General features: G+C 64.3%; 22 protein-coding genes. 14 read left to right on the forward strand and 8 right to left on the reverse strand.

Features of this window, described 5'->3' with window-relative positions:
* The first annotated feature begins 529 nt into the window (after positions 1-529).
* The 4 genes from NKI15_RS29710 to NKI15_RS29725 are packed head-to-tail and all read left to right on the forward strand — an operon-like array spanning position 530 to position 5,547.
* Positions 530-2,068: a DUF4153 domain-containing protein gene (locus NKI15_RS29710; RefSeq protein WP_352887833.1), complete on the forward strand. Its 1,539-nt coding sequence runs from the start codon at positions 530-532 to the stop codon at positions 2,066-2,068.
* A gap of 4 nt (positions 2,069-2,072) precedes the next feature.
* Positions 2,073-2,768: a response regulator transcription factor gene (locus tag NKI15_RS29715; protein ID WP_023694561.1), complete on the forward strand. Its 696-nt coding sequence runs from the start codon at positions 2,073-2,075 to the stop codon at positions 2,766-2,768.
* Entirely contained in the window at positions 2,756-4,351 is a 1,596-nt protein-coding gene (locus NKI15_RS29720) for a sensor histidine kinase (protein ID WP_023694560.1), read from the forward strand. The genes NKI15_RS29715 and NKI15_RS29720 overlap by 13 nt, the downstream gene beginning before the upstream one ends.
* Positions 4,352-4,380: 29 nt before the next feature.
* Positions 4,381-5,547 carry an NAD(P)/FAD-dependent oxidoreductase gene (locus tag NKI15_RS29725; protein ID WP_023736743.1) on the forward strand — a complete coding sequence of 389 codons (1,167 nt, stop codon included), beginning with the start codon at positions 4,381-4,383 and terminating at the stop codon, positions 5,545-5,547.
* A 200-nt stretch (positions 5,548-5,747) separates the two neighbouring features.
* Here the strand turns inward: NKI15_RS29725 and NKI15_RS29730 are convergent, their stop codons facing one another.
* Both NKI15_RS29730 and NKI15_RS29735 read right to left on the reverse strand, forming a co-directional pair.
* The gene (locus NKI15_RS29730) at positions 5,748-6,479 is read right to left on the reverse strand and encodes a DUF72 domain-containing protein (protein WP_023694558.1); all 732 of its coding nucleotides are present in this window, start codon (positions 6,477-6,479) and stop codon (positions 5,748-5,750) included.
* A gap of 145 nt (positions 6,480-6,624) precedes the next feature.
* Entirely contained in the window at positions 6,625-7,050 is a 426-nt protein-coding gene (locus NKI15_RS29735; RefSeq protein WP_023694557.1) for a GNAT family N-acetyltransferase, read from the reverse strand.
* A 162-nt stretch (positions 7,051-7,212) separates the two neighbouring features.
* On the opposite strand from NKI15_RS29735, the gene leuD reads away from it, so the two are divergent.
* The 5 genes from leuD (at position 7,213) to leuB (ending at position 11,112) form a co-directional block, all read left to right on the forward strand.
* The gene (leuD, locus tag NKI15_RS29740; protein ID WP_023694556.1) at positions 7,213-7,818 is read left to right on the forward strand and encodes a 3-isopropylmalate dehydratase small subunit; all 606 of its coding nucleotides are present in this window, start codon (positions 7,213-7,215) and stop codon (positions 7,816-7,818) included.
* 64 nt (positions 7,819-7,882) lie between these two features.
* Positions 7,883-8,806: an Ivy family c-type lysozyme inhibitor gene (locus NKI15_RS29745; RefSeq protein WP_023694555.1), complete on the forward strand. Its 924-nt coding sequence runs from the start codon at positions 7,883-7,885 to the stop codon at positions 8,804-8,806.
* A gap of 306 nt (positions 8,807-9,112) precedes the next feature.
* Entirely contained in the window at positions 9,113-9,496 is a 384-nt protein-coding gene (locus NKI15_RS29750; protein ID WP_023683820.1) for a RidA family protein, read from the forward strand.
* 13 nt (positions 9,497-9,509) lie between these two features.
* Positions 9,510-9,860 (forward strand): VOC family protein, encoded by a 351-nt coding sequence (locus NKI15_RS29755; protein WP_023671691.1) that lies wholly within the window; start codon positions 9,510-9,512, stop codon positions 9,858-9,860.
* 148 nt (positions 9,861-10,008) lie between these two features.
* Positions 10,009-11,112 (forward strand): 3-isopropylmalate dehydrogenase, encoded by a 1,104-nt coding sequence (gene leuB / locus NKI15_RS29760; protein WP_023706813.1) that lies wholly within the window; start codon positions 10,009-10,011, stop codon positions 11,110-11,112.
* Between the two features lie 8 nt (positions 11,113-11,120).
* Here the strand turns inward: leuB and NKI15_RS29765 are convergent, their stop codons facing one another.
* From NKI15_RS29765 to NKI15_RS29780, 4 genes are all read right to left on the reverse strand, one after another.
* Positions 11,121-11,519: a MarR family winged helix-turn-helix transcriptional regulator gene (locus NKI15_RS29765; RefSeq protein WP_245259985.1), complete on the reverse strand. Its 399-nt coding sequence runs from the start codon at positions 11,517-11,519 to the stop codon at positions 11,121-11,123.
* A 49-nt stretch (positions 11,520-11,568) separates the two neighbouring features.
* The gene (locus tag NKI15_RS29770) at positions 11,569-11,997 is read right to left on the reverse strand and encodes an SRPBCC family protein (protein ID WP_023694553.1); all 429 of its coding nucleotides are present in this window, start codon (positions 11,995-11,997) and stop codon (positions 11,569-11,571) included.
* A 191-nt stretch (positions 11,998-12,188) separates the two neighbouring features.
* The gene (locus tag NKI15_RS29775; RefSeq protein ID WP_352514907.1) at positions 12,189-12,911 is read right to left on the reverse strand and encodes a DUF805 domain-containing protein; all 723 of its coding nucleotides are present in this window, start codon (positions 12,909-12,911) and stop codon (positions 12,189-12,191) included.
* Between the two features lie 324 nt (positions 12,912-13,235).
* Positions 13,236-15,077, reverse strand: a complete 1,842-nt coding sequence (locus NKI15_RS29780) for a DEAD/DEAH box helicase (RefSeq protein ID WP_352514908.1) — start codon at positions 15,075-15,077, stop codon at positions 13,236-13,238.
* A gap of 423 nt (positions 15,078-15,500) precedes the next feature.
* Between NKI15_RS29780 and NKI15_RS29785 the strand changes: the two genes are divergently transcribed.
* Complete coding sequence (locus NKI15_RS29785; protein WP_023671698.1) at positions 15,501-16,535, forward strand: aspartate-semialdehyde dehydrogenase; 1,035 nt, start codon at positions 15,501-15,503, stop codon at positions 16,533-16,535.
* A gap of 190 nt (positions 16,536-16,725) precedes the next feature.
* Positions 16,726-17,178 carry a GNAT family N-acetyltransferase gene (locus tag NKI15_RS29790; RefSeq protein ID WP_352514909.1) on the forward strand — a complete coding sequence of 151 codons (453 nt, stop codon included), beginning with the start codon at positions 16,726-16,728 and terminating at the stop codon, positions 17,176-17,178.
* Positions 17,179-17,181: 3 nt separating this feature from the next.
* Here NKI15_RS29790 and NKI15_RS29795 read toward each other — a convergent pair whose 3' ends face one another.
* Positions 17,182-17,583: an ACT domain-containing protein gene (locus tag NKI15_RS29795; protein WP_352514910.1), complete on the reverse strand. Its 402-nt coding sequence runs from the start codon at positions 17,581-17,583 to the stop codon at positions 17,182-17,184.
* Positions 17,584-17,940: 357 nt separating this feature from the next.
* Between NKI15_RS29795 and NKI15_RS29800 the strand changes: the two genes are divergently transcribed.
* From NKI15_RS29800 to NKI15_RS29810, 3 genes are all read left to right on the forward strand, one after another.
* Positions 17,941-18,351, forward strand: coding sequence for a DoxX family protein (locus tag NKI15_RS29800; RefSeq protein ID WP_023687655.1), 411 nt, complete (start codon positions 17,941-17,943; stop codon positions 18,349-18,351).
* A 14-nt stretch (positions 18,352-18,365) separates the two neighbouring features.
* Entirely contained in the window at positions 18,366-18,893 is a 528-nt protein-coding gene (locus NKI15_RS29805; RefSeq protein ID WP_352514911.1) for an SRPBCC family protein, read from the forward strand.
* Between the two features lie 152 nt (positions 18,894-19,045).
* The gene (locus tag NKI15_RS29810; RefSeq protein ID WP_023683830.1) at positions 19,046-19,309 is read left to right on the forward strand and encodes a YMGG-like glycine zipper-containing protein; all 264 of its coding nucleotides are present in this window, start codon (positions 19,046-19,048) and stop codon (positions 19,307-19,309) included.
* A gap of 87 nt (positions 19,310-19,396) precedes the next feature.
* Here NKI15_RS29810 and NKI15_RS29815 read toward each other — a convergent pair whose 3' ends face one another.
* Complete coding sequence (locus NKI15_RS29815) at positions 19,397-20,242, reverse strand: acyl-CoA thioester hydrolase/BAAT C-terminal domain-containing protein (protein ID WP_023687658.1); 846 nt, start codon at positions 20,240-20,242, stop codon at positions 19,397-19,399.
* Positions 20,243-20,277: the final 35 nt, after the last annotated feature.

Raw genomic sequence — 20,277 nt, forward strand, 5'->3', positions numbered from 1 at the left:
ATGATCCCGCCCCGGTCGTTGGGGGTAGTGGTGTCGAGGGATGCGGGACGGAGTGGGGGTCGACGGAGTGGATGTCGACCCTTGGGGCGCAAGGCGAGGCGATGTTTGCACCGAATGCCCTTCCGATGTCCGTTCGCGGCGACTGCCAGGTGGTTCCCCCACTCCGTCTCGGCTTCGCCGAGCCACCTCTCCCCCCTCCGGAGGGAGAGGAAAGGAGCCTGGCTGGGACAGCGCCAACGTCCGGAAAGATGGGGGGAGCGCCCCGGCCGTAAGCGCAGGTCCTGCACGAAAACTGCACATCCCTGCGGAAAACCTCCTCCGCTCCGCCCCGCCGTTTCCATGCGAGCCCGCGACAACAGCGGCATGCAACAGCGAAACGCTCACCTTTGGTCCTTGCCCTATCGCCTGCGCAGCGAAAGCTGGTGGTTGGTCGATCCGCCCCGGAGGCCCGCCCTTACCTGGAAGCGAGCCTGCTCCCTTTTATCCGCCCACCGGCCGAGCGGACCCAGCCCATCAGGAAAATCCGCGCATGACATCGTTTGCAAGCTTTTCCAGCCGCTTCGGCATCGCCGTCCTGCTCGTGGCGCTGGCGGATTTTTTCTTTTACGGCCAGCCCGCCGGGATCACGGTGCTGCTGTTTGCCATCCTGATCGCCGGCGCGGTGGTCGCTGTGCATCCTGCCGCGCTGAATTCCACCCGACCCTGGCTCAAGCCGGCCGCTTTGTTCGTCGCGCTGCTGCCGCTGGCCGAGAACGTCAGCCCGCTGTCGGTGGCGATAGCTGTCGTGGCGCTGGTGGTGTTTGCGCTGTCCCTGTCCGGGCGGCTGCGGCACGGCATCGCCCGCATTGCCGGCCAGGTCGCGCTGTTCCTGCTGGCGGCGCCGCTGCGCCTTATCCGTGACTTTTTCCAATGGCGCCGCACGGTGCGCCGGCTTGGCGGCCGCCGCATCCACCTGGCGTCCATCATCGTCTGGGTCATGCCGGTGACGCTGGGCGCGGTGTTCCTGTTCTTGTTCGGCGCCGCCAATCCGGTCATCGAATACTGGCTGTCGCTGATCGACCTGATGAAGCTGCTCGATCTCATCCAACTGGCGCGGATCGTCTTCTGGCTGTTCGTGCTCGCCGGCGTCTGGGCTTTCCTGCGGCCTCGCCTGCCGCGTTTCCCGCGCCGCCTTCCACGCCGCCTTCCACCTTTGACGCCGCCTGCAGCTGTGGCCGCACCGGCCGCGACTAAACCAGCGACAACGATCGAGGCCGTCGTCTTCGGCAAGGCCGCGATCTTGCGCGCGCTGATCGTCTTCAATGCCCTGTTTGCGCTGCAGACCGGGCTCGACGCCGCCTATCTCTGGGGCGGGGTCGCCCTTCCCGACGGGTTGAGCTATGCCGCCTATGCCCATCGCGGCGCGTATCCGCTGATCGCCACCGCGCTGCTGGCCGCCGGCTTCGTGCTGGCGGCGCTGCGGCCGGGCAGCGAAACCTCAGGCGATCCGCTGATCCGCCGGCTGGTCTATGCCTGGGTGGCACAGAACATCGTGCTGGTCATCTCGTCGATTCTCAGGCTCGATCTCTATATCGGCGTCTATGCACTGACCTACTGGCGCATCGCCGCCTTCGTCTGGATGGGGTTGGTGGCGTCAGGGCTTGTACTGATCATTGCCCGCATCGCGCTTGGAAAATCCAACGAATGGCTGCTCTCCGCCAATCTTGCGACGTTATCTGCGACGCTTTATGCCTGCTGCTTCATCAACTTCGCCGCAGCGATCGCCAACTTCAATGTCGACCATTCCCTTGAAATGACCGGCGACGGCACGCCTATCGATACCGAATATCTGCGCTCGCTTGGCGCTGCCGCCATGCCGGCGCTGGACCGCCTCTACATGCACCAATTCGGAAACCAAACCACCTGTCTGGCCGACCAAATGATGATCGACGACACTATCGCCGAGCAGAAGCAGTGGCGCGCCTGGAGCTTTCGCGGCTGGAGGCTCCTGCAGGTTCTCGACAAGAGAGGTCCGCTCGTGCTTCCTCCACCTACCCAGCCCTCGCAACCTTCAGTGCCGGACCGTTAGATCCATGCCGCATCAGATCCTGGTCGCCGACGACGATCCGCACATTCGCGAGATCATCTGCTTTGCGCTGGAGAGGGCCGGGATGAAGACGCAGGCCGTCGCTGACGGCGCAGCCGCCCTGCAGGCGATCGAAGGCCGCGAGCCCGACCTCGTCGTGCTCGATATCGGCATGCCGGAGATGGACGGGCTGGAAGTCTGCCGGCGGCTGAGGCAGCGCTCCGATGTGCCGATACTGTTCCTGTCGGCGCGAGACGAGGAGATCGATCGCATCCTCGGGCTCGAAATGGGCGGCGACGACTATGTGACGAAACCGTTCAGCCCGCGCGAGCTGGTGGCGCGCGTCAACGTCATCCTGCGCCGCGCCCGCCCGGTGGCGCCGGACCCCGCCGATGACAAGAACTTTGCGCATGGCAAGCTCAGCCTGGTGCCGGCCAGCCACGGCGCCAGTTTCGACGGCAAGGCGCTGGCGCTGACGGCGATCGAATTCTCGATCCTGAAAGGATTTCTGGCGCGGCCGGCGCATGTGCTGGGCCGCGACCTGGTGGTCGCCAGCGCCTATGCCGCCAACATCCATGTCGCCGACCGTACCGTCGATAGCCACATCCGCAACATCCGCGCCAAGCTGGCGGCGGCGGGCTGTCTCGACGCCATCGAAACCGTGCATGGCGTTGGTTTCCGGCTCGGCCGATGCGGCGCCTGAGCGACGCCAAATGGATCGGCACCAAATGGCGGCCAAGGCTGGCCACGGTGGTTCTCGCCATCCTCATCATGGTGCTGGCGCTGCCGCTGGTCGGCCTGTTCTTCTTCCGGCTTTATGAAAACCAGCTGATCCGCCAGACCGAGGGCGAGTTGATCGCGCAAGGCGCCGTCATCGCCGCCATCTATGCACAGAATATCAGTGACGCCGCCATTGCCCCGGAGAAGCTAGGGGTGCCGATGCAGGCTGACAGCGGCGATGCCAGCCGCGGCGACGACTCGCCTTACCAGCCGATCGAGCCGAGCCTCGATCTCGCTTCCGACTATCTGCTGCCGACCCGGCCCGCCGGCATTGCCGCCGCCACCGATCCAGCCTTCACGGCCATCGGCGCGCGACTGTCCGGCATTCTCGACACGACGCAAAAAACCACGCTGGCCGGCTTCCGGCTGCTCGATCCCAAGGGCGTCGTCATTGCCGGGCGCGACGAGGTCGGACTATCCCTGGCCAATGTCGAGGAGGTGCGCGAGGCCCTTGCCGGCCGCTATGCCAGCGCATTGAGGCAACGAATCCCCGATCAGCCGCCGCCGCCGCTCTATTCGGTCAGCCGCGGCACGAAAGTTCGTGTCTTCGTCGCCATGCCGATTGCGGTCGCTGGCCACGTCGCCGGCGTGATCTATCTCTCCCGGACGCCGAACAACATCGTCAAACATCTCTATGGCGAACGCGGCAAGGTGACGCTGGCGGCCATTGCCATGCTGTTCGGCACGCTGCTGATCGCGCTGGTCTTCCTGCGCACCGTCAGCCGGCCGATCTACGCGCTGATGGAGCGCACCAGGCGCATCGCCGCCGGCGACCGCGACGCGATCCGGCCGCTCGACCATCACGGCACGCGCGAAATGGCGGAGCTGTCCGCCGCCTTTCTCGACATGGCCGAAAAGCTGCAAGCGCGCTCCGACAGCATCCAGACTTTTGCCACCCATGTCTCGCACGAGCTCAAATCGCCGCTGACGGCGATCCAGGGCGCGGCCGAGCTGCTGCGCGATTCCGGCGAGGCGATGGATGCCGCCGAGCGCAAGCGGTTCTCCGGCAACATCGTCAATGACGCCGGCCGGCTCAATCTGCTGGTGCGTCGCCTGCTCGACCTGGCGCGCGCCGAAAATCTGGCGCCGAGCGGCGAAAGCACATCGCTCGATGCAGCGCTGGCGCTGCTTCCGGTCGATGGCCGGCTGGCGGTCAACATTGAGGCGGGTGGCGAAATCGGCCTGCGGATATCAGCCGAGAATGCGGCGATCGTGCTTGCCAATCTGATCGACAATTCGGCCAGGCACGGAGCCACCCAGGTTCTTCTCTCTGCGGCCACCGCCGACGGCAAGGCGACCGTTGCGGTCAGCGATGACGGCGCCGGTATTTCGCCGAGCAACAGGGCCCGCATTTTCGAGCCGTTCTTCACCACGCGCCGTGAGTCCGGCGGCACCGGCATGGGCCTCGGCATCGTGCTGGCCCTCCTGAAAGCGCATGATGGCACGATCGCGCTGGTTGACTCCGGACGCGGCACGCGCTTCGAGATCATTGTGCCGGCGGCGTGAAGCATACCGGCGGCCGGATCGGAGAAAACGTGCGCTACGACATTGTCATCATCGGCGGGGCCATCGTCGGCTCCTCTGTCGCCTATTATCTGCGCGAGGAAGGCTTTACCGGCTCGATTGCGCTGATCGAACGCGATCCGCAATTCGCCCATGCGGCAACGACGCTGTCCATGGCCTCGATCCGTCAGCAATTCTCGATCCCGGAAAACATCCGGCTGTCGCAGTTCACGCTAAACCTGTTCCGGCGGCTGAAGGAGACCTTCGGCGCCGATGCCGATATCGGCTTTCGCGAGGGCGGCTATCTCATCCTGGCCGGCGAGGCCGGGTTGCCGATCCTGAAAGCCAACCACGAGGCGCAGGTCGCCGAGGGCGCCGACATTCTGCTCGAGGATGCCGACCAGCTGGCAAAGCGCTTTTCGTGGCTGTCGACGGAAGGCATCAGCGCCGGCGCCTTCGGCCGCAGCGGCGAGGGCTGGTTCGACGCTCATGCGATGCTGACGCTGTTCCGCAAGGCGCTGCGCGACAGACAAATCGATTTCATCGCCGCCGACGTCACCGGCATCGAAAGGCAGGGCAACCGCGTCACCGGCATGGACCTCGACAATGGCGAAAGACTGCAAGCCGGCATCGTCGTCAATGCCGCCGGGCCGAATGCCGGCAAGGTGGCCGGCATGGCGGGACTCGTGCTGCCCGTCGAGCCGCGCAAGCGCAACGTTTTCGTCTTCGAGGCGCGGGAAAAATACGCCGACATGCCGCTGCTGGTCGATCCCTCCGGCATCTATGTCAGGCCGGAAGGCTCGGTCTATCTCACCGGCGGCGCCGAGCCGGAAGAGGGCGACGGTCCCGCCGATCCAGCCGATTTCGAGGTCGACTGGCCGCTGTTCGAAGAGGTGATCTGGCCGGTGCTGGCCACCCGCATCCCCGCCTTCGAGGCGATCAAGCCGACACGCGCCTGGGCCGGCCACTACGACTACAACACGCTCGACCAGAACGCGGTGATCGGGCCGCATCCCGAGGTCGGCAATTTCATCTTTGCCAACGGATTTTCCGGCCACGGCCTGCAGCAGGCGCCGGCGGTCGGCAAGGCGCTGGCGGAGTTGTTGGTGCATGGCGGGTATCGGACGGTGGATTGCTCGGCGTTTGGGTACGCCAGAGTGGCCGAAGGAAGGGCGTTCCGGGAATTGAATGTGATTTGAGGCGGCAAAAGCTCACTGTCGAGTTCCCGCCCACCCCTCTGCCCTGCCGGGCATCTCCCCCGCAAGGGGGGAGATTGGCAGCTTCGGCGAAGGCGCCATTCTTGCAACGTCGGCGATTGGCGAAGCGGTCGCGGCATCTGATCTCCCCCCTTGCGGGGGAGATGGCCGGCAGGCCAGAGGGGGTGCTGTCCCGCGAGCGTCTAAGCAACCATCGCACTGACAGCCATCGCGTTCCCCAGTGCATGCCCGGCGGCCGTGTTGTCGAAAATCCCCCAGACCTCGGCACCGGAAGCGGCCGTTGCTTCCACTTGCCGCGCAAACCGGTCGAGCGTTTCGGTATCGTAACCCGAATAGTAGATGCGCGGCGCGCCGTGCCAGCGGAAATAGGCAAGGCCGGGCCAGCCACCCGGCCCTGCTGCCTCCGGAACCGAAGCCGGGTCGGCGGCGACCCGGGCGACCTGGTGACCGGCCAGCAGTGCGTCCGTCTCGGCACTGAACCAGGTGGGATGGCGCGGCTCGCATGCCAGCCTTGCCCGGATACGCTTGCCCAACATGTCGAAGAAACCGCCGGCGACCTCCGGCTCGAAGGGCAAGCTCGGCGGCAGCTGCACCAGAAGCACGCTCAGCTTTTCGCCGAGACCTTCGACCTGCCCGAGAAAGTCCTCCGTCAGCCCCTCGCAATCGGCGAGGCGATGCTCATGGGTCATGCTCTTCGGTGCCTTGACCGCGAAGCGGAAGTGCTCCGGCACGGCGTGAGCCCAGCGCTCATAGGTCTCGCGGCGGTGCGGCTTGTAGAACGAGGTGTCGATCTCGACGACCGGAAAGCGTTTTCCGTAACGTTCGAGATGCGAACCGGACTGCGGAAACTCAGCCTTGTATCGAGACGGAATTCCCCAGCCGGCGGTGCCTATGAGAGATCGGCGATTTCCCATGCTGGGGATGTGGACCGGATGAAGCGCGGGTCAAGGGCGGCAAGGAGGCGTTGCTCAGCAGGGTCCTGAACACCGTTCCGCATTGCCCGATAACCTTGCCCGCCTTGACTGCCCAACCCGGTCGGCAATTGCGCCCGATGCGGCGTCAGCCCTCGCGGGAGAACCAGAACGCGTCGGCCATGCGCTTCATGCCGATACGCTCGTAGAAGCCGACGGCGTCGGGCATCGAGATCAGGCTGATGGCGACCGAAGGCCCAAGCTGCCGGCGGGCCTCGTCCATCAGGCCCTTGCCGATGCCGACGCCTTGCGCCGATTGCGACACGGCGAGCTCTGAGACGTAGCACACCCAGGAAAAATCGGTGATGGCCCTGATAACGCCGATCAGCGGCCTGCCTTCGATGTCGAGCCGCGCCGTGAGCACCAGGTTCGCGCCTGAAAGCATCGCTTGCAGCCGGGCGTCGTCATCGACGGGGCGTGTTTCGCCGAGCGTGGATTCGACCAGCACGCGGCGGAATTCAGCGACGTCGAGCTCAGGCTCACTGGCATAGATAATATTCGATTGTGTGGTCATGGGCGCAAGGTGCACCAGCGGCGGCCGGTTTTAAAGACGTTTGCCGCCGATCTTTCGATCGGGCCGCGCACCAACAGTTGCCTTTTATTTGCCGGCGGCTTTGTGTAAACCGGGCGCAGCAAACCCTGACGCAACGAATTCGATCAAGAACGGGCAAAAGCCATGGAAAAATTCACCAAGCTCACCGGCGTCGCCGCACCGATGCCGATCGTCAATGTCGACACCGACATGATCATCCCCAAGGATTATCTCAAGACGATCAAGCGCACCGGGCTCGGCAGCGGCCTGTTCGCCGAAATGCGCTACAAGGACGATGGCTCGGAAAACCCCGACTTCGTGCTCAACAAGCCAGCCTACCGCAAGGCGCAGATCCTGGTCGCCGGCGACAATTTCGGCTGCGGTTCGAGCCGCGAACACGCGCCGTGGGCGCTGCTCGATTTCGGCATTCGCTGCGTCATCTCGACGTCGTTCGCCGACATTTTCTACAACAACTGCTTCAAGAACGGAATCCTGCCGATCACCGTCAGCCCCGAAGACCTGGAGAAGCTGATGGACGACGCCTCGCGCGGCTCCAATGCGACGGTGTCGGTCGACCTCGAGGCCAAGGAAATCCGCGGCCCCGACGGCGGCGTGGTCACCTTCGACCTCGACGACTTCAAGCGCCACTGCCTGCTGAACGGTCTCGACGATATCGGCCTGACCATGGAGAAGGCCGGCGCCATCGCCTCGTTCGAGAAGAAGAACGCTGCCGAGCGTCCTTGGGCCTGAGTGGTACGAGATGGCCCGGCCGCCACAAAGCCGGGTTCGTGGCGGCTGAACGGAGGGGACAGTCATGACACGTTTTCTTCTTGCCGGCGCCTGCGCGCTGGCGTGGATGCTGATGCCGGTGGCCGGCGCGCAAGCACAGACCGACACGGTCCTCGTGCCGGCAGAAGATCCGTCCGCCGCCGATCCGGGCGCGTCGAGCAATGCGGCCCTGGCGGACGATGACAGCCAGGGGCCGGTCCCGTTCGAGGGCGGGCAGCTGACCATCACCCAGCCGGAGCAGGATGGCGAAAAGGTGCTGGCCTATGACGGCAAGCAGCTGGCCAGCAATTACGACGTGTTCTTCGACAGAACAGTCAAGGTCGGCGGCGTCGACGTGGCGCTGGTCGATGTCGGCGACGGCGGCAACCAGTGCGGCCCGGCCAAGGTCATCGTCTGGAAGCCGGAAGGCGGCGAGATACAAAGCCTCAAGGTCGAACAGGACGAATGCGGCGCGCCGCCGGCGGCGGTGGCCGACAACGCCATCTTTTTCGTGCCGTATCTGTTGCCGGGCGATACGAAGCAAGCGCTGCAATGGTCGCCCAGCGACGGGCTGACGATCTCGGGCGACCTGACCTACGCGCCGGAGCCGGGTACGGACTGGAAGGACGTCGATCCGGCCAAATACCAGAACATCATCGACGCCTTCCACAATGAGGCCGTCTACAAGGCGGCGCAGACGCTACTCGGCGACACCATGCCCGACATGGCGACCAGCCTGCTGGTCGGCGGCGGCACCGAAAAGACGGCGTCGGGCGCCTTCTACGCCACCGGCTGCGTGCCGCACGCATGCGGCAGCAATGACGGTTTCATGGCGGTCGACCCGGCCAAGCACACGCTCTACTTCGCCCGGCGCGGCGACAATGGCGAGCCGCAGGCGTGGCCTGACGTGAAGACCTGGCCTGCGGATGTGAAGGAAGCAATGGACAAGGCGCAGGAGTCGGGGAACTAGAGTTCGCGGCAGCGCGGCGAACAATCGGTGTTCATGCTTGTTCCGTCGCGATCCGTCACACCCCCCTCTGCCCTGCCGGGCATCTCCCGCTCAAGGGGGGAGATCAGACGTCACTCTGGCTTTCGCCAATCGCAAATGTGGAAAGCGAGAAAGGCGTCCGAACTGCTAATCTCCCCCCTTGAGGGGGAGATGGCCGGCAGGCCAGAGGGGGGTGCTGTCCCGCCGACGACCAAGATTTGCACCTGACTTGGCCCATGGCCTGGCCGGTCCTTTCCTGCAAAGTGTCCGAAACCACAGCGAGGCTCCATGCGCACACTCATCTCCACCGGTTCGCCCTTCGAAAAAACCGCCGGCTATTCGCGCGCGGTGGTGCAGGGCGACTGGTGCTTCGTGTCGGGAACGACCGGCTACGACTATGCGACGATGACCATGCCGGAAACGGTGGAGGCGCAGACGCGCAATTGCCTGGCGACCATCGCGGAGGCGCTGAGGGATGGCGGCTTCGACATGGCCGATGTGGTGCGGGCGCATTACTACATCACAGACCGGGCCATCGTGGACGTCGTCTTCCCCATCCTCGGCGAGGCTTTCGGCGAGATCAGGCCGGCGGCGACGATGATCGTGTGCCAGCTCAACAAGCCGGAAATGAAGATCGAGATCGAAGTCACGGCGCTGCGGCGCACGGCTTGAGGAGGCCAAAGCCATGACGGTCCGGCGCATCGTAGCCAATATCGGGACGCAGGACGCGGCGGCGGCGAAACGCTTCTATCAGGACGTGCTTGGCCTCGATGTGCTGATGGATCAGGGCTGGATCGTCACCTACGGGTCCGACGAACGGATGCAGGTGCAGATCAGCTTCATGGCCCAGGGCGGCTCCGGCACGCCGGTGCCGGACCTCTCCATCGAGGTCGACGATGTCGATGCGGCGCTGCAAGGCATGAAGGCCGCCGGCTTTGCCGTCGAATACGGTCCGGCCGACGAGCCGTGGGGCGTACGGCGGTTTTATGTGCGCGATCCGTTCGGCCGGTTGGTGAATATTTTGTCCCACAAGTGATTTGTTCCTCTCCCCCGCCTCTGGCCACGGCGAGGAACCCAGGTCTTGAGAGGCGGGCGCCGTCGTAGCGTTCTTCATCCCCTTGCGCCGCAAGCTCTTGGCGTTTAGCAAGGCCGCGGTTTCTCCAAACAGCATCGGACGGTTCTCCATGGCTTCGAAAAATCTTCTCCTGCTCGCCGGCGACGGCATCGGCCCCGAGGCGATGGCCGAGGTGAAGAAGCTGATCGCGGCCATGAACGCAAAGCTCGGCAGCGGTTTTGCCACTGATGAAGGCTTGGTCGGCGGCTGTGCCTACGACGCGCATGGCGCGGCGATTTCGGATGGCGACATGGCAAAGGCGATGGCTGCGGACGCCGTGCTGTTCGGCGCCGTCGGCGGGCCGAAATGGGACAAGGTGCCTTACGAGGTGCGTCCCGAGGCCGGGTTGCTACGGCTGCGCAAGGATATGGAGCTGTTCGCCAATCTCCGGCCCGCCATCTGCTATCCGGCGCTGGCCGCGTCGTCCTCGCTGAAGCAGGAAGTCGTCGAGGGCCTCGACATATTGATCGTGCGCGAGCTTACCGGCGGAGTCTATTTCGGCGAGCCGAAGCAGATCATCGATCTCGGCAACGGCCAGAAGCGCGGCATCGACACGCAGGTCTACGACACGTTCGAGATCGAGCGCATTTCCGGCGTCGCTTTTGAGCTGGCGCGCACGCGCAAGAACCACGTGACATCGATGGAAAAGCGCAACGTGATGAAATCCGGGGTGCTGTGGAACGAGGTCGTCACCCAGACCCACGCAGCCAGATATGCTGACGTCAAGCTCGACCACATGCTGGCCGATGCCGGCGGCATGCAGCTGGTGCGCTGGCCAAAGCAGTTCGACGTCATCGTCACCGACAATCTGTTCGGCGACATGCTGTCCGACATCGCCGCCATGCTGACCGGATCGATCGGCATGCTGCCGTCGGCCTCGCTCGGCGCGCCCGATGTGAAGACCAGGAAGCGCAAGGCGCTGTACGAGCCGGTGCATGGCTCGGCGCCCGACATTGCGGGACAGGGCATCGCCAACCCGATCGCCATGATCGCGTCGTTTGCCATGTGCCTGCGCTACTCCTTCGGCATGGTCGATGAGGCCGACAAGCTCGAAGGCGCCATAGCCGCCGTGCTCGACGACGGGCTGCGGACGAAGGATATTATGTCCGAGGGCATGACCGAAGTCGGCACTGTCGCAATGGGCGATGCCATCATCGCCAAGTTCCTGGCTTAGCGGCCGACTCAGCGGATCTCGCCGGCCAGCCGTTTCAGCAGGCCGACGAGTTGCGCCTCATCCACGGCTGAGAAAAAAGCAGCGTCGGCGGCTTCGACGGCGACGATAGCGCGCTGGACTGCGGCCGTCCCCGTCGTGGAGACGCGGATCACCTTGGCGCGGGAATCCCGCGGGTTGGTGTCCCGCACAATCAGTCCCTTTGCCTCGAGCCGGGCGACGACGTCCGATGTCATCTTCACCTCGGTGCCGGCCTGGGCGGCGAGCTGCACCTGGTTGGGCGGCTCGCCATAGCGGCCGAGCCACATCGCCGAAGCCAGCAGCACGAACTGGACATGGGTAAGGTCAAGCGGGGCCAGCGCCGCCGTCATGACGCGCTGCCAGCGCATGGTGGTTCGCCAGAGCAGCAAGCCGGGGCTCTCGGATGGTCCGCTGAAGCGCGTGTTCAGATCCCCCCGATCAGCCACCGTTCGCCAACACCCTTGCCTGCTCGAACAGTTTGGCCATCGAAGTGTCGAAATCGCCGCTGATCTGCGGCCCGAGCTCTGGTCCGACCTCGGCGGCCGATGGGCCGGAAATCTCGAGGCGATGAGTCACTTGAGTGCCACCCTCGACCGGCGTCAGCGTATGCCTGAACAGCAGTTTCGTGTCGCCGAACGAGGTCTCGTCGGCATACGTCACAGTGTCGACAAGATCGACGATCGTCGATTCGAAGGTGTCCTGCCCGACGGGCGTTACAGAGACGCGGGTGCCCTTGGCGAACGGGCCGTGCAGCACGAACGTATCGGACCCTTCGTAGGTGAGGCGGCCTTCGTGCAGCGCCTTGAGCGCGTTCCAGATGGCCTGCGCCGAAAGGGGGGAAATTGCGGTGTACTCGTTGGTCCACATTTGTCTTGGCTCCATCATCCGTTTTCGATCGTCGATTTGATGAGTGCACAGATTATCTGTGCGCAGACTAAACGGCAAGAGAAATATTTTGTTCGTCCGGTCAAAACAGCAGCTGCCTTCCTGGCTGCGACCTAAGCCATTGTTAAATCGCGGCTGTCCGCAAACAGCCGGCAGTTCATTTCTGGTGCGGTCTAGGCTCCGCCTCCTCCAGGCACCGGCCCCCACTGGTTTTCGTGGTCCTGAGTCGGGATCAATCCGAGGATCAGGGCGAGGATCAGCGTGGCCGGAGCGAACATGAAGGTGATTGCGAAGTAAGGTATTGCCAGCCAGCCGGTCAGGCCGATGTCGTGCAAGCGGCGCACGACGAGCCCGACCCAGGGCAGGAACGTCGCTAGCCAAAACAGCCCCCAGACGCCGATCATCACAATCGGCCAGTTGCCGGCATCGAAATTGCCGACGGCCTGGTCGGCGAGGGCGCCGGCAATTCCGACCAGGATGAAGCTGACGGTCCAGAACAGGCAGTAGCCCCAAAATTCCTTGCGGCGGGCGCGTTCGGCGAAGTTGATGTAGTTGCGCGTCACGCCTCGCCAGAAATAACCCGGCAGTCCGCTATCGCGAACCGCGCCGTCTTCCGCCAGGCGGCCGAAATGCTGTGGCGCGGCTGAAGCGACAGCCGCCTTGGGCGGCGCGGCGCTTGCCGCTGGCGCAGCGGTGGCGGGACTGGCGGGCTGGGCGCGGATTGAAAAAACGTCGCGCGCCTGACCGCTTGCCGGCAGAAACTCGACCACAGCGCCGTTCGCGATCACGGTATCACGGCGCAGATCCTCGCGCGCGAAGGTGTAGCGGTTGCCGTCCGCCCCGGTGATGAAGCCGAAACCCTGGGCCTCGTCATAGTGAAGAACTTCGCCGCGCATTTAGCCTCGCCCCCGTACAGGCACAGACTGTTCAAAGTTGCGGCGGACTGCAAGGGGGTGGACGAAATGGAGGGCAAACGGTTCAGGCATGAGTTGCTTTATTTTCCGGTGCGTTGGCGCTGCCCCTCACCTGCCTGCCGGCATCCCCTCCCCGTATAGTGACGGGGAGAGGGGTCGCTGTTATCGACGATTCCGCCAATCACCAACGCTGCAAGAAGAGCGCCAAGGCTGCGGTCCGCCCTTTCTCCCGTCACTATACGGGGAGAAATGCCCGGCAGGGCAATGAGGGGCAGCGCCTGCATTTGTAATTGGCCGATAAGAGCCTCAAACCGGCCGCTTCTTCGGCTTCTTGTTCTTCGGCGGTCCCGCCTTGTCGAATTTCGGTTTCCCGGCCCAAGGTTTTGCATCGCCGGCGGGCCGTTCCCGCTTCTCGAATTTCGGCTTGTGTGCGCTTTGCGGCGCCTCGAACGGGCGCTTGCCGCGATGCGGCTTCTTGTCGGGCTTCGGCGCCTGGTAGCCGGCGCGCGACAGGTCGGGCGTGCCGTCCAGCCGCTTCACCACGATGTTGCCCTGCAGCTTCTTGTCGGGGCCGATGGCGGCGAGGAAGCGATCGGCCCAGTCGGCCGCGATCTGCACGTAGGTCTCATCCTGCTGCATCTTGATGGAGCCGATCTCGCGCTTGGAGATGTTGCCGGTGCGGCACAGCATCGGGATCAGCCAGCGCGGCTCGGCATTTTGCTTGCGCCCGATCGACAGCGAGAACCAGACACTGTCGCCGAAGTCGTCGCGCCGGCTTGGCGCTTCATCGCGGCGCTCGAATTTTTCGCCCGCCGGTTTGTCACGCGAAGGCGTGAACGGTGCGACATCCGTAAGCTCCTCGGGCGCCGAGCGGCTGGCGCGGCATTGGCGCACGAAGGCGGCCGCAATCTGTTCGGCGCCATGCCTGGCCAGAAGCGTGTCGACGAAACCGCGCTCGTCCTCGGCTACCGGCTCGTCGAAGGCTGGATCGGCAAGGATGCGCTCGTCGTCGCGCTTGATCACGTCGTCGGCGGAGGGCGGGCTCGCCCATGTCGCCTTGAGGCCGGCATTCTGCAGCAGGCGCTCGGTGCGCTTGCGGGCGCCGTTGGGCACGATCAGCGCGCTGACGCCCTTGCGTCCGGCGCGGCCGGTTCGGCCGCTGCGGTGCAGCAGCGTTTCGGGATTGGTCGGCAGATCGGCGTGGATGACCAGTTCGAGATTGGGCAGGTCGATGCCGCGCGCCGCGACATCCGTGGCGATGCAGACCTTGGCGCGGCCGTCGCGCATCGCCTGCAGCGCGTGGGTGCGTTCGTTCTGGCTGAGCTCGCCCGACAGTGCGACGACGGAAAAATTGCGGTTGTTGAAGCGTGCCGTCAGATGATTGACGGCGGCGCGGGTGTTGCAGAACACCAGCGCGTTCTTCGCTTCGTAAAACCGCAGCACGTTGATGATGGCGTTCTCGCGGTCGGGATAGGCGACATTCAGCGCCCGGTACTCGATATCGAGATGCTGCTTTTCCTCGCCGCCGGCCGAGATGCGTACGGCGTCGCGCTGATAGCCTTGCGCCAGCGTGGCGATCGAGCGCGGCACGGTGGCCGAAAACATCAGCGTGCGGCGCTGAGCCGGTGCGGCATCGAGGATGAATTCGAGGTCCTCGCGAAAGCCGAGGTCGAGCATCTCGTCGGCCTCGTCCAGCACCACGGCTTTCAGCGCCGACATGTCGAGAGAGTTGCGGGTGATGTGGTCGCGCAGGCGGCCGGGCGTGCCGACGACGATGTGGGCGCCGCGCTCCAGCACGCGCCGTTCGGAGCGCATGTCCATGCCGCCGACGCAGGACGCGACGGTGGCGCCGGTCGGCGCGTAGAGCCATTGCAATTCGCGCATCACCTGCAGAGCGAGCTCGCGCGTCGGCGCCACGGCCAGCGCCAGCGGTGCGCCAGCCTGGTCAAAACGCTCGGCGCTTCCAAGAAGGGTCGGCGCCAAAGCGAGGCCGAAGGCGACAGTCTTGCCGGAGCCGGTCTGCGCCGACACCAGAGCGTCGGCCTCGCCGAGTTCCAGCACCGCCTTCTGCACCGGCGTCAGCTCGGTATAGCCGCGTTTTTCCAGCGCCTCTGCCAGCGCAGGAACGATACGTTCGAAATTGGACATCTCACTCTTTCGGAATTCGGGGCATGGGCTCATCATGCAGCACATGCCGGGGCTGGCGCCACGCCAGCCAAACACTATTTGGGCGTTCGTACTTCTTGCGGCCGCTATTGTACAGGGCAAGCGAGTGCCTTGCCGCAATTGACTCCTGACGCAAACCGCGTAAAAGCCGGCATCGAACGGGATCATTTTCGATGCGCGGCCTTCTGATGGCTCTTCTTGCATTCGACTTCCCCGGCCACAATCATGGGGCCGGGCGCGTTGGCGCGTCTTACCGTTCCAGCAAAACTATGGCCAAAACCACCACCAAAACGGTGTGATTCCCTTGGCCTAACCACCCTCTCCCGGGTCCGGCCCGGGGGACGAAACCCGCATTGGCCGGCGGGTTTCTCCAAAAACCAAGCGGAGAGGGACAGGAGATTTCTGATGAGTTTCAAAGTTGCGGTAGTCGGCGCCACGGGCAATGTGGGGCGCGAAATGCTCAACATACTGGAAGAGCGCGGCTTTCCGGTAAGCGAAGTCGTGGCGCTGGCCTCGCGGCGCAGCCAGGGCACCGAAGTGTCGTTCGGCGACCGTTCGCTGAAGGTCAAGACGCTCGACCAGTATGATTTTTCCGACACCGACATCTGCATCATGTCGGCCGGCGGCAACGTCTCCAAGGAGTGGTCGCCGAAGATCGGCAAGCAGGGCTGCGTCGTCATCGATAACTCGTCGGCCTTCCGCTATGACCAGGACGTGCCGCTGATCGTGCCGGAAGTGAACCCGGATGCGATCTCGCTGTTCACCCGCAAGAACATCATCGCCAATCCGAACTGCTCGACGGCGCAGCTGGTCGTGGCGCTGAAGCCGCTGCACGATGTCGCCACCATCAAGCGCGTCGTCGTCGCCACCTATCAATCGGTATCCGGCGCCGGCAAGGAAGGCATGGACGAACTCTTTACACAGACCCGCGCGGTGTTCGTCGCCGATGGCGTCGAGGTCAAGAAGTTCACCAAGCGCATCGCCTTCAACGTCATTCCGCATATCGACGTCTTCCTCGATGACGGCTCGACCAAGGAAGAGTGGAAGATGGTCGCGGAGACCAAGAAGATGCTCGACCCCAAGATCAAGCTGACGGCGACCTGCGTGCGCGTGCCGGTGTTCATCGGCCATTCCGAAGCCGTCAACATCGAGTTCGAAAAGCCGATCACCGCCGACGAGGCGCGCGATATCCTGCGCGAAGCGCCAGGCTGCCAGGTCTTGGACAAGCGCGAGGATGGCGGCTACATCACGCCGCTGGAATCGGCCGGCGAGGACGCCACCTTCATCTCGCGCATCCGCGAGGACTCGACCATCGACAACGGCCTGTCGATGTGGATCGTCTCCGATAATCTGCGCAAGGGCGCGGCGCTGAACGCGGTGCAGATCGCCGAGCTTCTGGTCGAGCGCGGCCTGATCCAGCCGAAGAAGAAGGCGGCCTGACGGCTGGTTTGTTTTCGCTCACGGGCCGTATCGCCGCTGCCGCGGCGGGCCCTCCGCGGGGGCGCCGGAAAGCCGGCGACCCGCAGTCGCGGGCTCGGCCTTCGGCCGAAACCTTCCTTCTCCCCGTCCTCGGGGAGAAGGTCCCGGCAGGGGGATGAGGGGCAGCGCTGACCTCTGTTGAGAAACGCCTTTGAACGATCCCACCAAAATCGTGCTGCGCCCCGCCACGGCTTTGGATGCCGCGACCATCGCCATTGTCATGCGGGCCGCACTTGGCTCGTTCTCCTGGATGCCGGTCATCCACACGCCGGATGAGGATATTGCCTTCATCCGCGAGATCGTGCTGTCCCGGCAGCAGGTGACGGTCGCCGAGACCGGCACCGGCATTGTCGGCTTCATTGCCCTCAGCGGCGATTGGGTGGAACAGCTCTATCTCGACCCCGCCTGGACGGGGCAAGGCATAGGCAGCCGGTTGCTGGTGCAAGCGACGGCGGCACTGCGGATCGTTAAACTGCACTGCTTCCAGGCCAACACCGGCGCGCGTCGCTTCTACGAGCGCCATGGCTTTCGCCCCGAGGCGTTCGGCGACGGCACCACCAATGAAGAAGGCCTGCCGGATATCCTCTACGTGCGTCGAGCTTGATACTCAGCCGGCGCTATCCTTGGCCAGTTGGCGCAATAACTCCATCGCTTCCTCGGCCCGCTCAGCGGGCACGAACAGATGGTCATGATAGAAAGCAGAGACCGGATTGACGCCCATGCCGGCGGCGGCCAGCCGGGCGGTGATGGCGGCGAGGAAGCCGACGGCTTCCAGCGAGGAGTGGACGTTCAGGGTGATCATGCGGCAGCGGAAGGCGGACTGCAGCCCGGCGGCCTGGTCTTCGGGCAAGATCAGCGTCGTGCCCTCCTTCTCGCGAAACAGCATCACCGGATTGAGCGTCTCGGGAACCGGTGCACCGGGGACCAGGGTGGCGAAGACATGGACGCCGGGAAGCAGTTCCGGCGTCATCGCCGCCAGCAGCTTTTTCAGATCAGTCTCTCCGGCCATTCGCTCGTCTCTCGCCCAGCCTTATCAATAGCCGTGACTGGTGGATGTCGATAGTCCGTCAAGGTCGAGGGACAGCACCCCCCTCTGCCCTGCCGGGCATCTCCCCCGCAAGGAGGGAGATCGGCGGTTTAGATGCTCCGCTCATTCATGGAACATTGCCGAAGCGGTCGAGCGTGTAATCTCCCCCCTTGCGGGGGAGATGGCCGGCAGGCCAGAGGGGGGTGTGAAGGATCGCCACGCAGCGGCTTTTGCTTGCTGCTACCCAAAAAGAATCCGCACCCTGTAGGATCGCCGCCCCATCGCTCGTCCTTGGTCCGAAGCCAGCAAACGGCTCGAACCACTTAGGAGGGAACACCCGTGAGTATTTCTCAAACCATGCCCGTCTCGTCGGGCGCCCTGTGGACCGGCCGCGTGCTCAGCGGCCTCATCATCCTGTTCATGATCTTCGACGGCGTCATCAAGCTGCCGCCGCTCGATGTCGTCACCCAGACCATGGTGCCGCTCGGCTGGCCGGCCGATGTCAATGTCGCGCGCACGCTCGGCATTATCGGGCTGATCTCGACCGCGCTCTATGCGCTGCCCCGCACCTCGGTGCTCGGCGCCATCCTGCTCACCGGCTATCTCGGCGGCGCCATCGCCACAAACATGCGCGTCGGCAGCCCCTTGTTTTCGCACACGCTGTTTAGCGTCTATCTCGGCATCATCCTGTGGGGCGGTCTCTATCTGCGCGACCCAAGCGTGCGCGCCCTGATCCCGTTCAGCCGTTAAGCGAGGAGAAAAACATGCTCAGCACCGTTCTCATCATCCTGGTCGTCATCATCGCCGCCGTGCTCATCTATGCGGCGACGAGGTCGAATGATTTCGTCACCGCCCGCACCGCCAGCATCAAGGCCGCGCCGGAAGCGATCTTTCCGCTGATCAACAATTTCAAGCACTGGCCGGAGTGGTCACCCTACGAAAAGCTCGACCCGCTGATGAAGCGCACGCTGTCGGGCGCTGATGCCGGCAAGGGCGCCGCCTACGCCTGGGAAGGCAATGCCAAGGCCGGCAAGGGACGCATGGAGATCGTCAATTCCGTGCCATCCTCGCTGGTGTCGCTGAAGCTCGACTTCGAGAAGCCGTTCCGGGCCAACAACAGCGTCGACTTCACCCTGAAGCCCTCGGGCGACACCACCGCAGTCACCTGGGCAATGCGCGGCAGCCGGCCCTTCATTGCCAAGCTTTTGGGCCTCTTCATGAATTTCGATACGCTGATCGGCAAGGATTTCGAGGCTGGCCTCGCCAATCTGAAGAAGGCCACTGAAAGGTAAAACGTCCTGCATTTCAACAAGCTCGGCGGCGGTCGTTACGAATGTGACAGGCGGGCGCACCGGGATCTCTCACGTCTTCGGGATCAAATCAGCCGTCTGGGAGTTAGAGCCGTGGCGGCGAGGACGGCGATCCGCGTGAGAGAGGAACGACAATGAAAAAAGCGATGATCATTCTGGTACTGGCGACCGCACTGGGTGCGTGCTCGCAAACCGAAAAGGGTGCCGCGGTCGGCGGTCTCGGCGGCGCGGCGGTTGGCGCAGCTGTGGCAAATGATCCGGTTCAGGGCGCCGTCGTCGGCGGCGCCGTCGGCGCCGTAGCCGGCGCGCTGATCGGCCGTGCCAGCGAAAGCGGTCAATGTCGCTACCGCGGCCGCAACGGGCGCACCTATATCGCCAGCTGCCCCGACGGTTATTGAACACAGCCAGGTCCAACATCGGAAACCGGCGGCTATAGATCGCCGGTTTCGCTGTTGCCCAAGGCAGCTGGACCATGGCTGCCTGCGCTACAGCAATCCCCGGATATGCTCCCAAGCCAGGCGGCCCAGGCGCGTGTCGGCGTCGTCATTGCCGCCATGGGCATGCAGCCTCGAGCGCGGCGTGATTTCGCCCGGCAGCAGAATGCGGTGGCCGGCGTCGGGCACTGAGACGAGGCAGGTGGTCATTGCGGTGTCCTGGCGACGCCGAACGATCGACTGGGCAAAATCCAGCGATGGCCATAGCGCGTCGTCGCCGCCCGCAACCAGAACAATGTCGGCTGAAATAGCTTCGACGGGAATGGCAGCCTTGGCCGCTGCGTCCTTGAAGGTTTGCAAGGCACGTAGGAAGAGCCCCCGGTAGGACACCAGACCATCGACATACTCAGCGTTCCAAGCGGGATTGCTTGGGACAAACGGCAAAGGAATCCCCTCGAGCGTCCACGACGATCGTTCCGGCCAGCTGACGCCGTCGCGGCCCGGCCCGATATTGCCCCAGACCACCGATGTCGGGCTGATCGCAACCACGAGGCCGATGCGTGGATCGTGAGCCGCCGCAAGCAGGGAGGCCTCGGCGCCTTTCGAGGTCCCGACATAGACGATGCGCCGGCATCCCATCTGGACAAGATAGTCGGTCGCCGCGAAAAACGTTTCGAGCGGGATCTCGCAAATGCCGGGCACCTGACCTTCGCCGCCAAACCATTGCAGCGCGAGAGCGGATGCTCCTTCCTTGGCAAAGAGCCGGGCGCGGGTGACGTCGATGCGGCCGCTCGATCCGCTGAGCACGACGACGCCTGTCGTGGCGCCGGCGCATCGCAACAGCGTTCCGGCTACGCCGCCGAAAAGGGTCTCTTCCGTGACGGTCCGCTCAGTCATCTTTCGTTCGAACGCATATGACATCGCCGCACATT

This window comes from Mesorhizobium sp. M0862 (assembly GCF_040319795.1).
Lineage (GTDB): Bacteria > Pseudomonadota > Alphaproteobacteria > Rhizobiales > Rhizobiaceae > Mesorhizobium.

Bases quoted from the DNA above. Each gene is read 5' to 3' on its own strand.
- NKI15_RS29730 (WP_023694558.1), bottom strand. From the start codon at position 6,479: ATGGGAAATCGCCGATCTCTCATAGGCACCGCCGGCTGGGGAATTCCG.
- NKI15_RS29805 (WP_352514911.1), top strand. From the start codon at position 18,366: ATGCTCAGCACCGTTCTCATCATCCTGGTCGTCATCATCGCCGCCGTG.
- NKI15_RS29715 (WP_023694561.1), top strand. From the start codon at position 2,073: ATGCCGCATCAGATCCTGGTCGCCGACGACGATCCGCACATTCGCGAG.
- NKI15_RS29810 (WP_023683830.1), top strand. From the start codon at position 19,046: ATGAAAAAAGCGATGATCATTCTGGTACTGGCGACCGCACTGGGTGCG.
- leuD (WP_023694556.1), top strand. From the start codon at position 7,213: ATGGAAAAATTCACCAAGCTCACCGGCGTCGCCGCACCGATGCCGATC.
- NKI15_RS29785 (WP_023671698.1), top strand. From the start codon at position 15,501: ATGAGTTTCAAAGTTGCGGTAGTCGGCGCCACGGGCAATGTGGGGCGC.
- NKI15_RS29795 (WP_352514910.1), bottom strand. From the start codon at position 17,583: ATGGCCGGAGAGACTGATCTGAAAAAGCTGCTGGCGGCGATGACGCCG.
- leuB (WP_023706813.1), top strand. From the start codon at position 10,009: ATGGCTTCGAAAAATCTTCTCCTGCTCGCCGGCGACGGCATCGGCCCC.
- NKI15_RS29770 (WP_023694553.1), bottom strand. From the start codon at position 11,997: ATGTGGACCAACGAGTACACCGCAATTTCCCCCCTTTCGGCGCAGGCC.
- NKI15_RS29780 (WP_352514908.1), bottom strand. From the start codon at position 15,077: ATGTCCAATTTCGAACGTATCGTTCCTGCGCTGGCAGAGGCGCTGGAA.
- NKI15_RS29735 (WP_023694557.1), bottom strand. From the start codon at position 7,050: ATGACCACACAATCGAATATTATCTATGCCAGTGAGCCTGAGCTCGAC.
- NKI15_RS29755 (WP_023671691.1), top strand. From the start codon at position 9,510: ATGACGGTCCGGCGCATCGTAGCCAATATCGGGACGCAGGACGCGGCG.
- NKI15_RS29815 (WP_023687658.1), bottom strand. From the start codon at position 20,242: ATGACTGAGCGGACCGTCACGGAAGAGACCCTTTTCGGCGGCGTAGCC.
- NKI15_RS29710 (WP_352887833.1), top strand. From the start codon at position 530: ATGACATCGTTTGCAAGCTTTTCCAGCCGCTTCGGCATCGCCGTCCTG.
- NKI15_RS29745 (WP_023694555.1), top strand. From the start codon at position 7,883: ATGACACGTTTTCTTCTTGCCGGCGCCTGCGCGCTGGCGTGGATGCTG.
- NKI15_RS29750 (WP_023683820.1), top strand. From the start codon at position 9,113: ATGCGCACACTCATCTCCACCGGTTCGCCCTTCGAAAAAACCGCCGGC.
- NKI15_RS29720 (WP_023694560.1), top strand. From the start codon at position 2,756: ATGCGGCGCCTGAGCGACGCCAAATGGATCGGCACCAAATGGCGGCCA.
- NKI15_RS29775 (WP_352514907.1), bottom strand. From the start codon at position 12,911: ATGCGCGGCGAAGTTCTTCACTATGACGAGGCCCAGGGTTTCGGCTTC.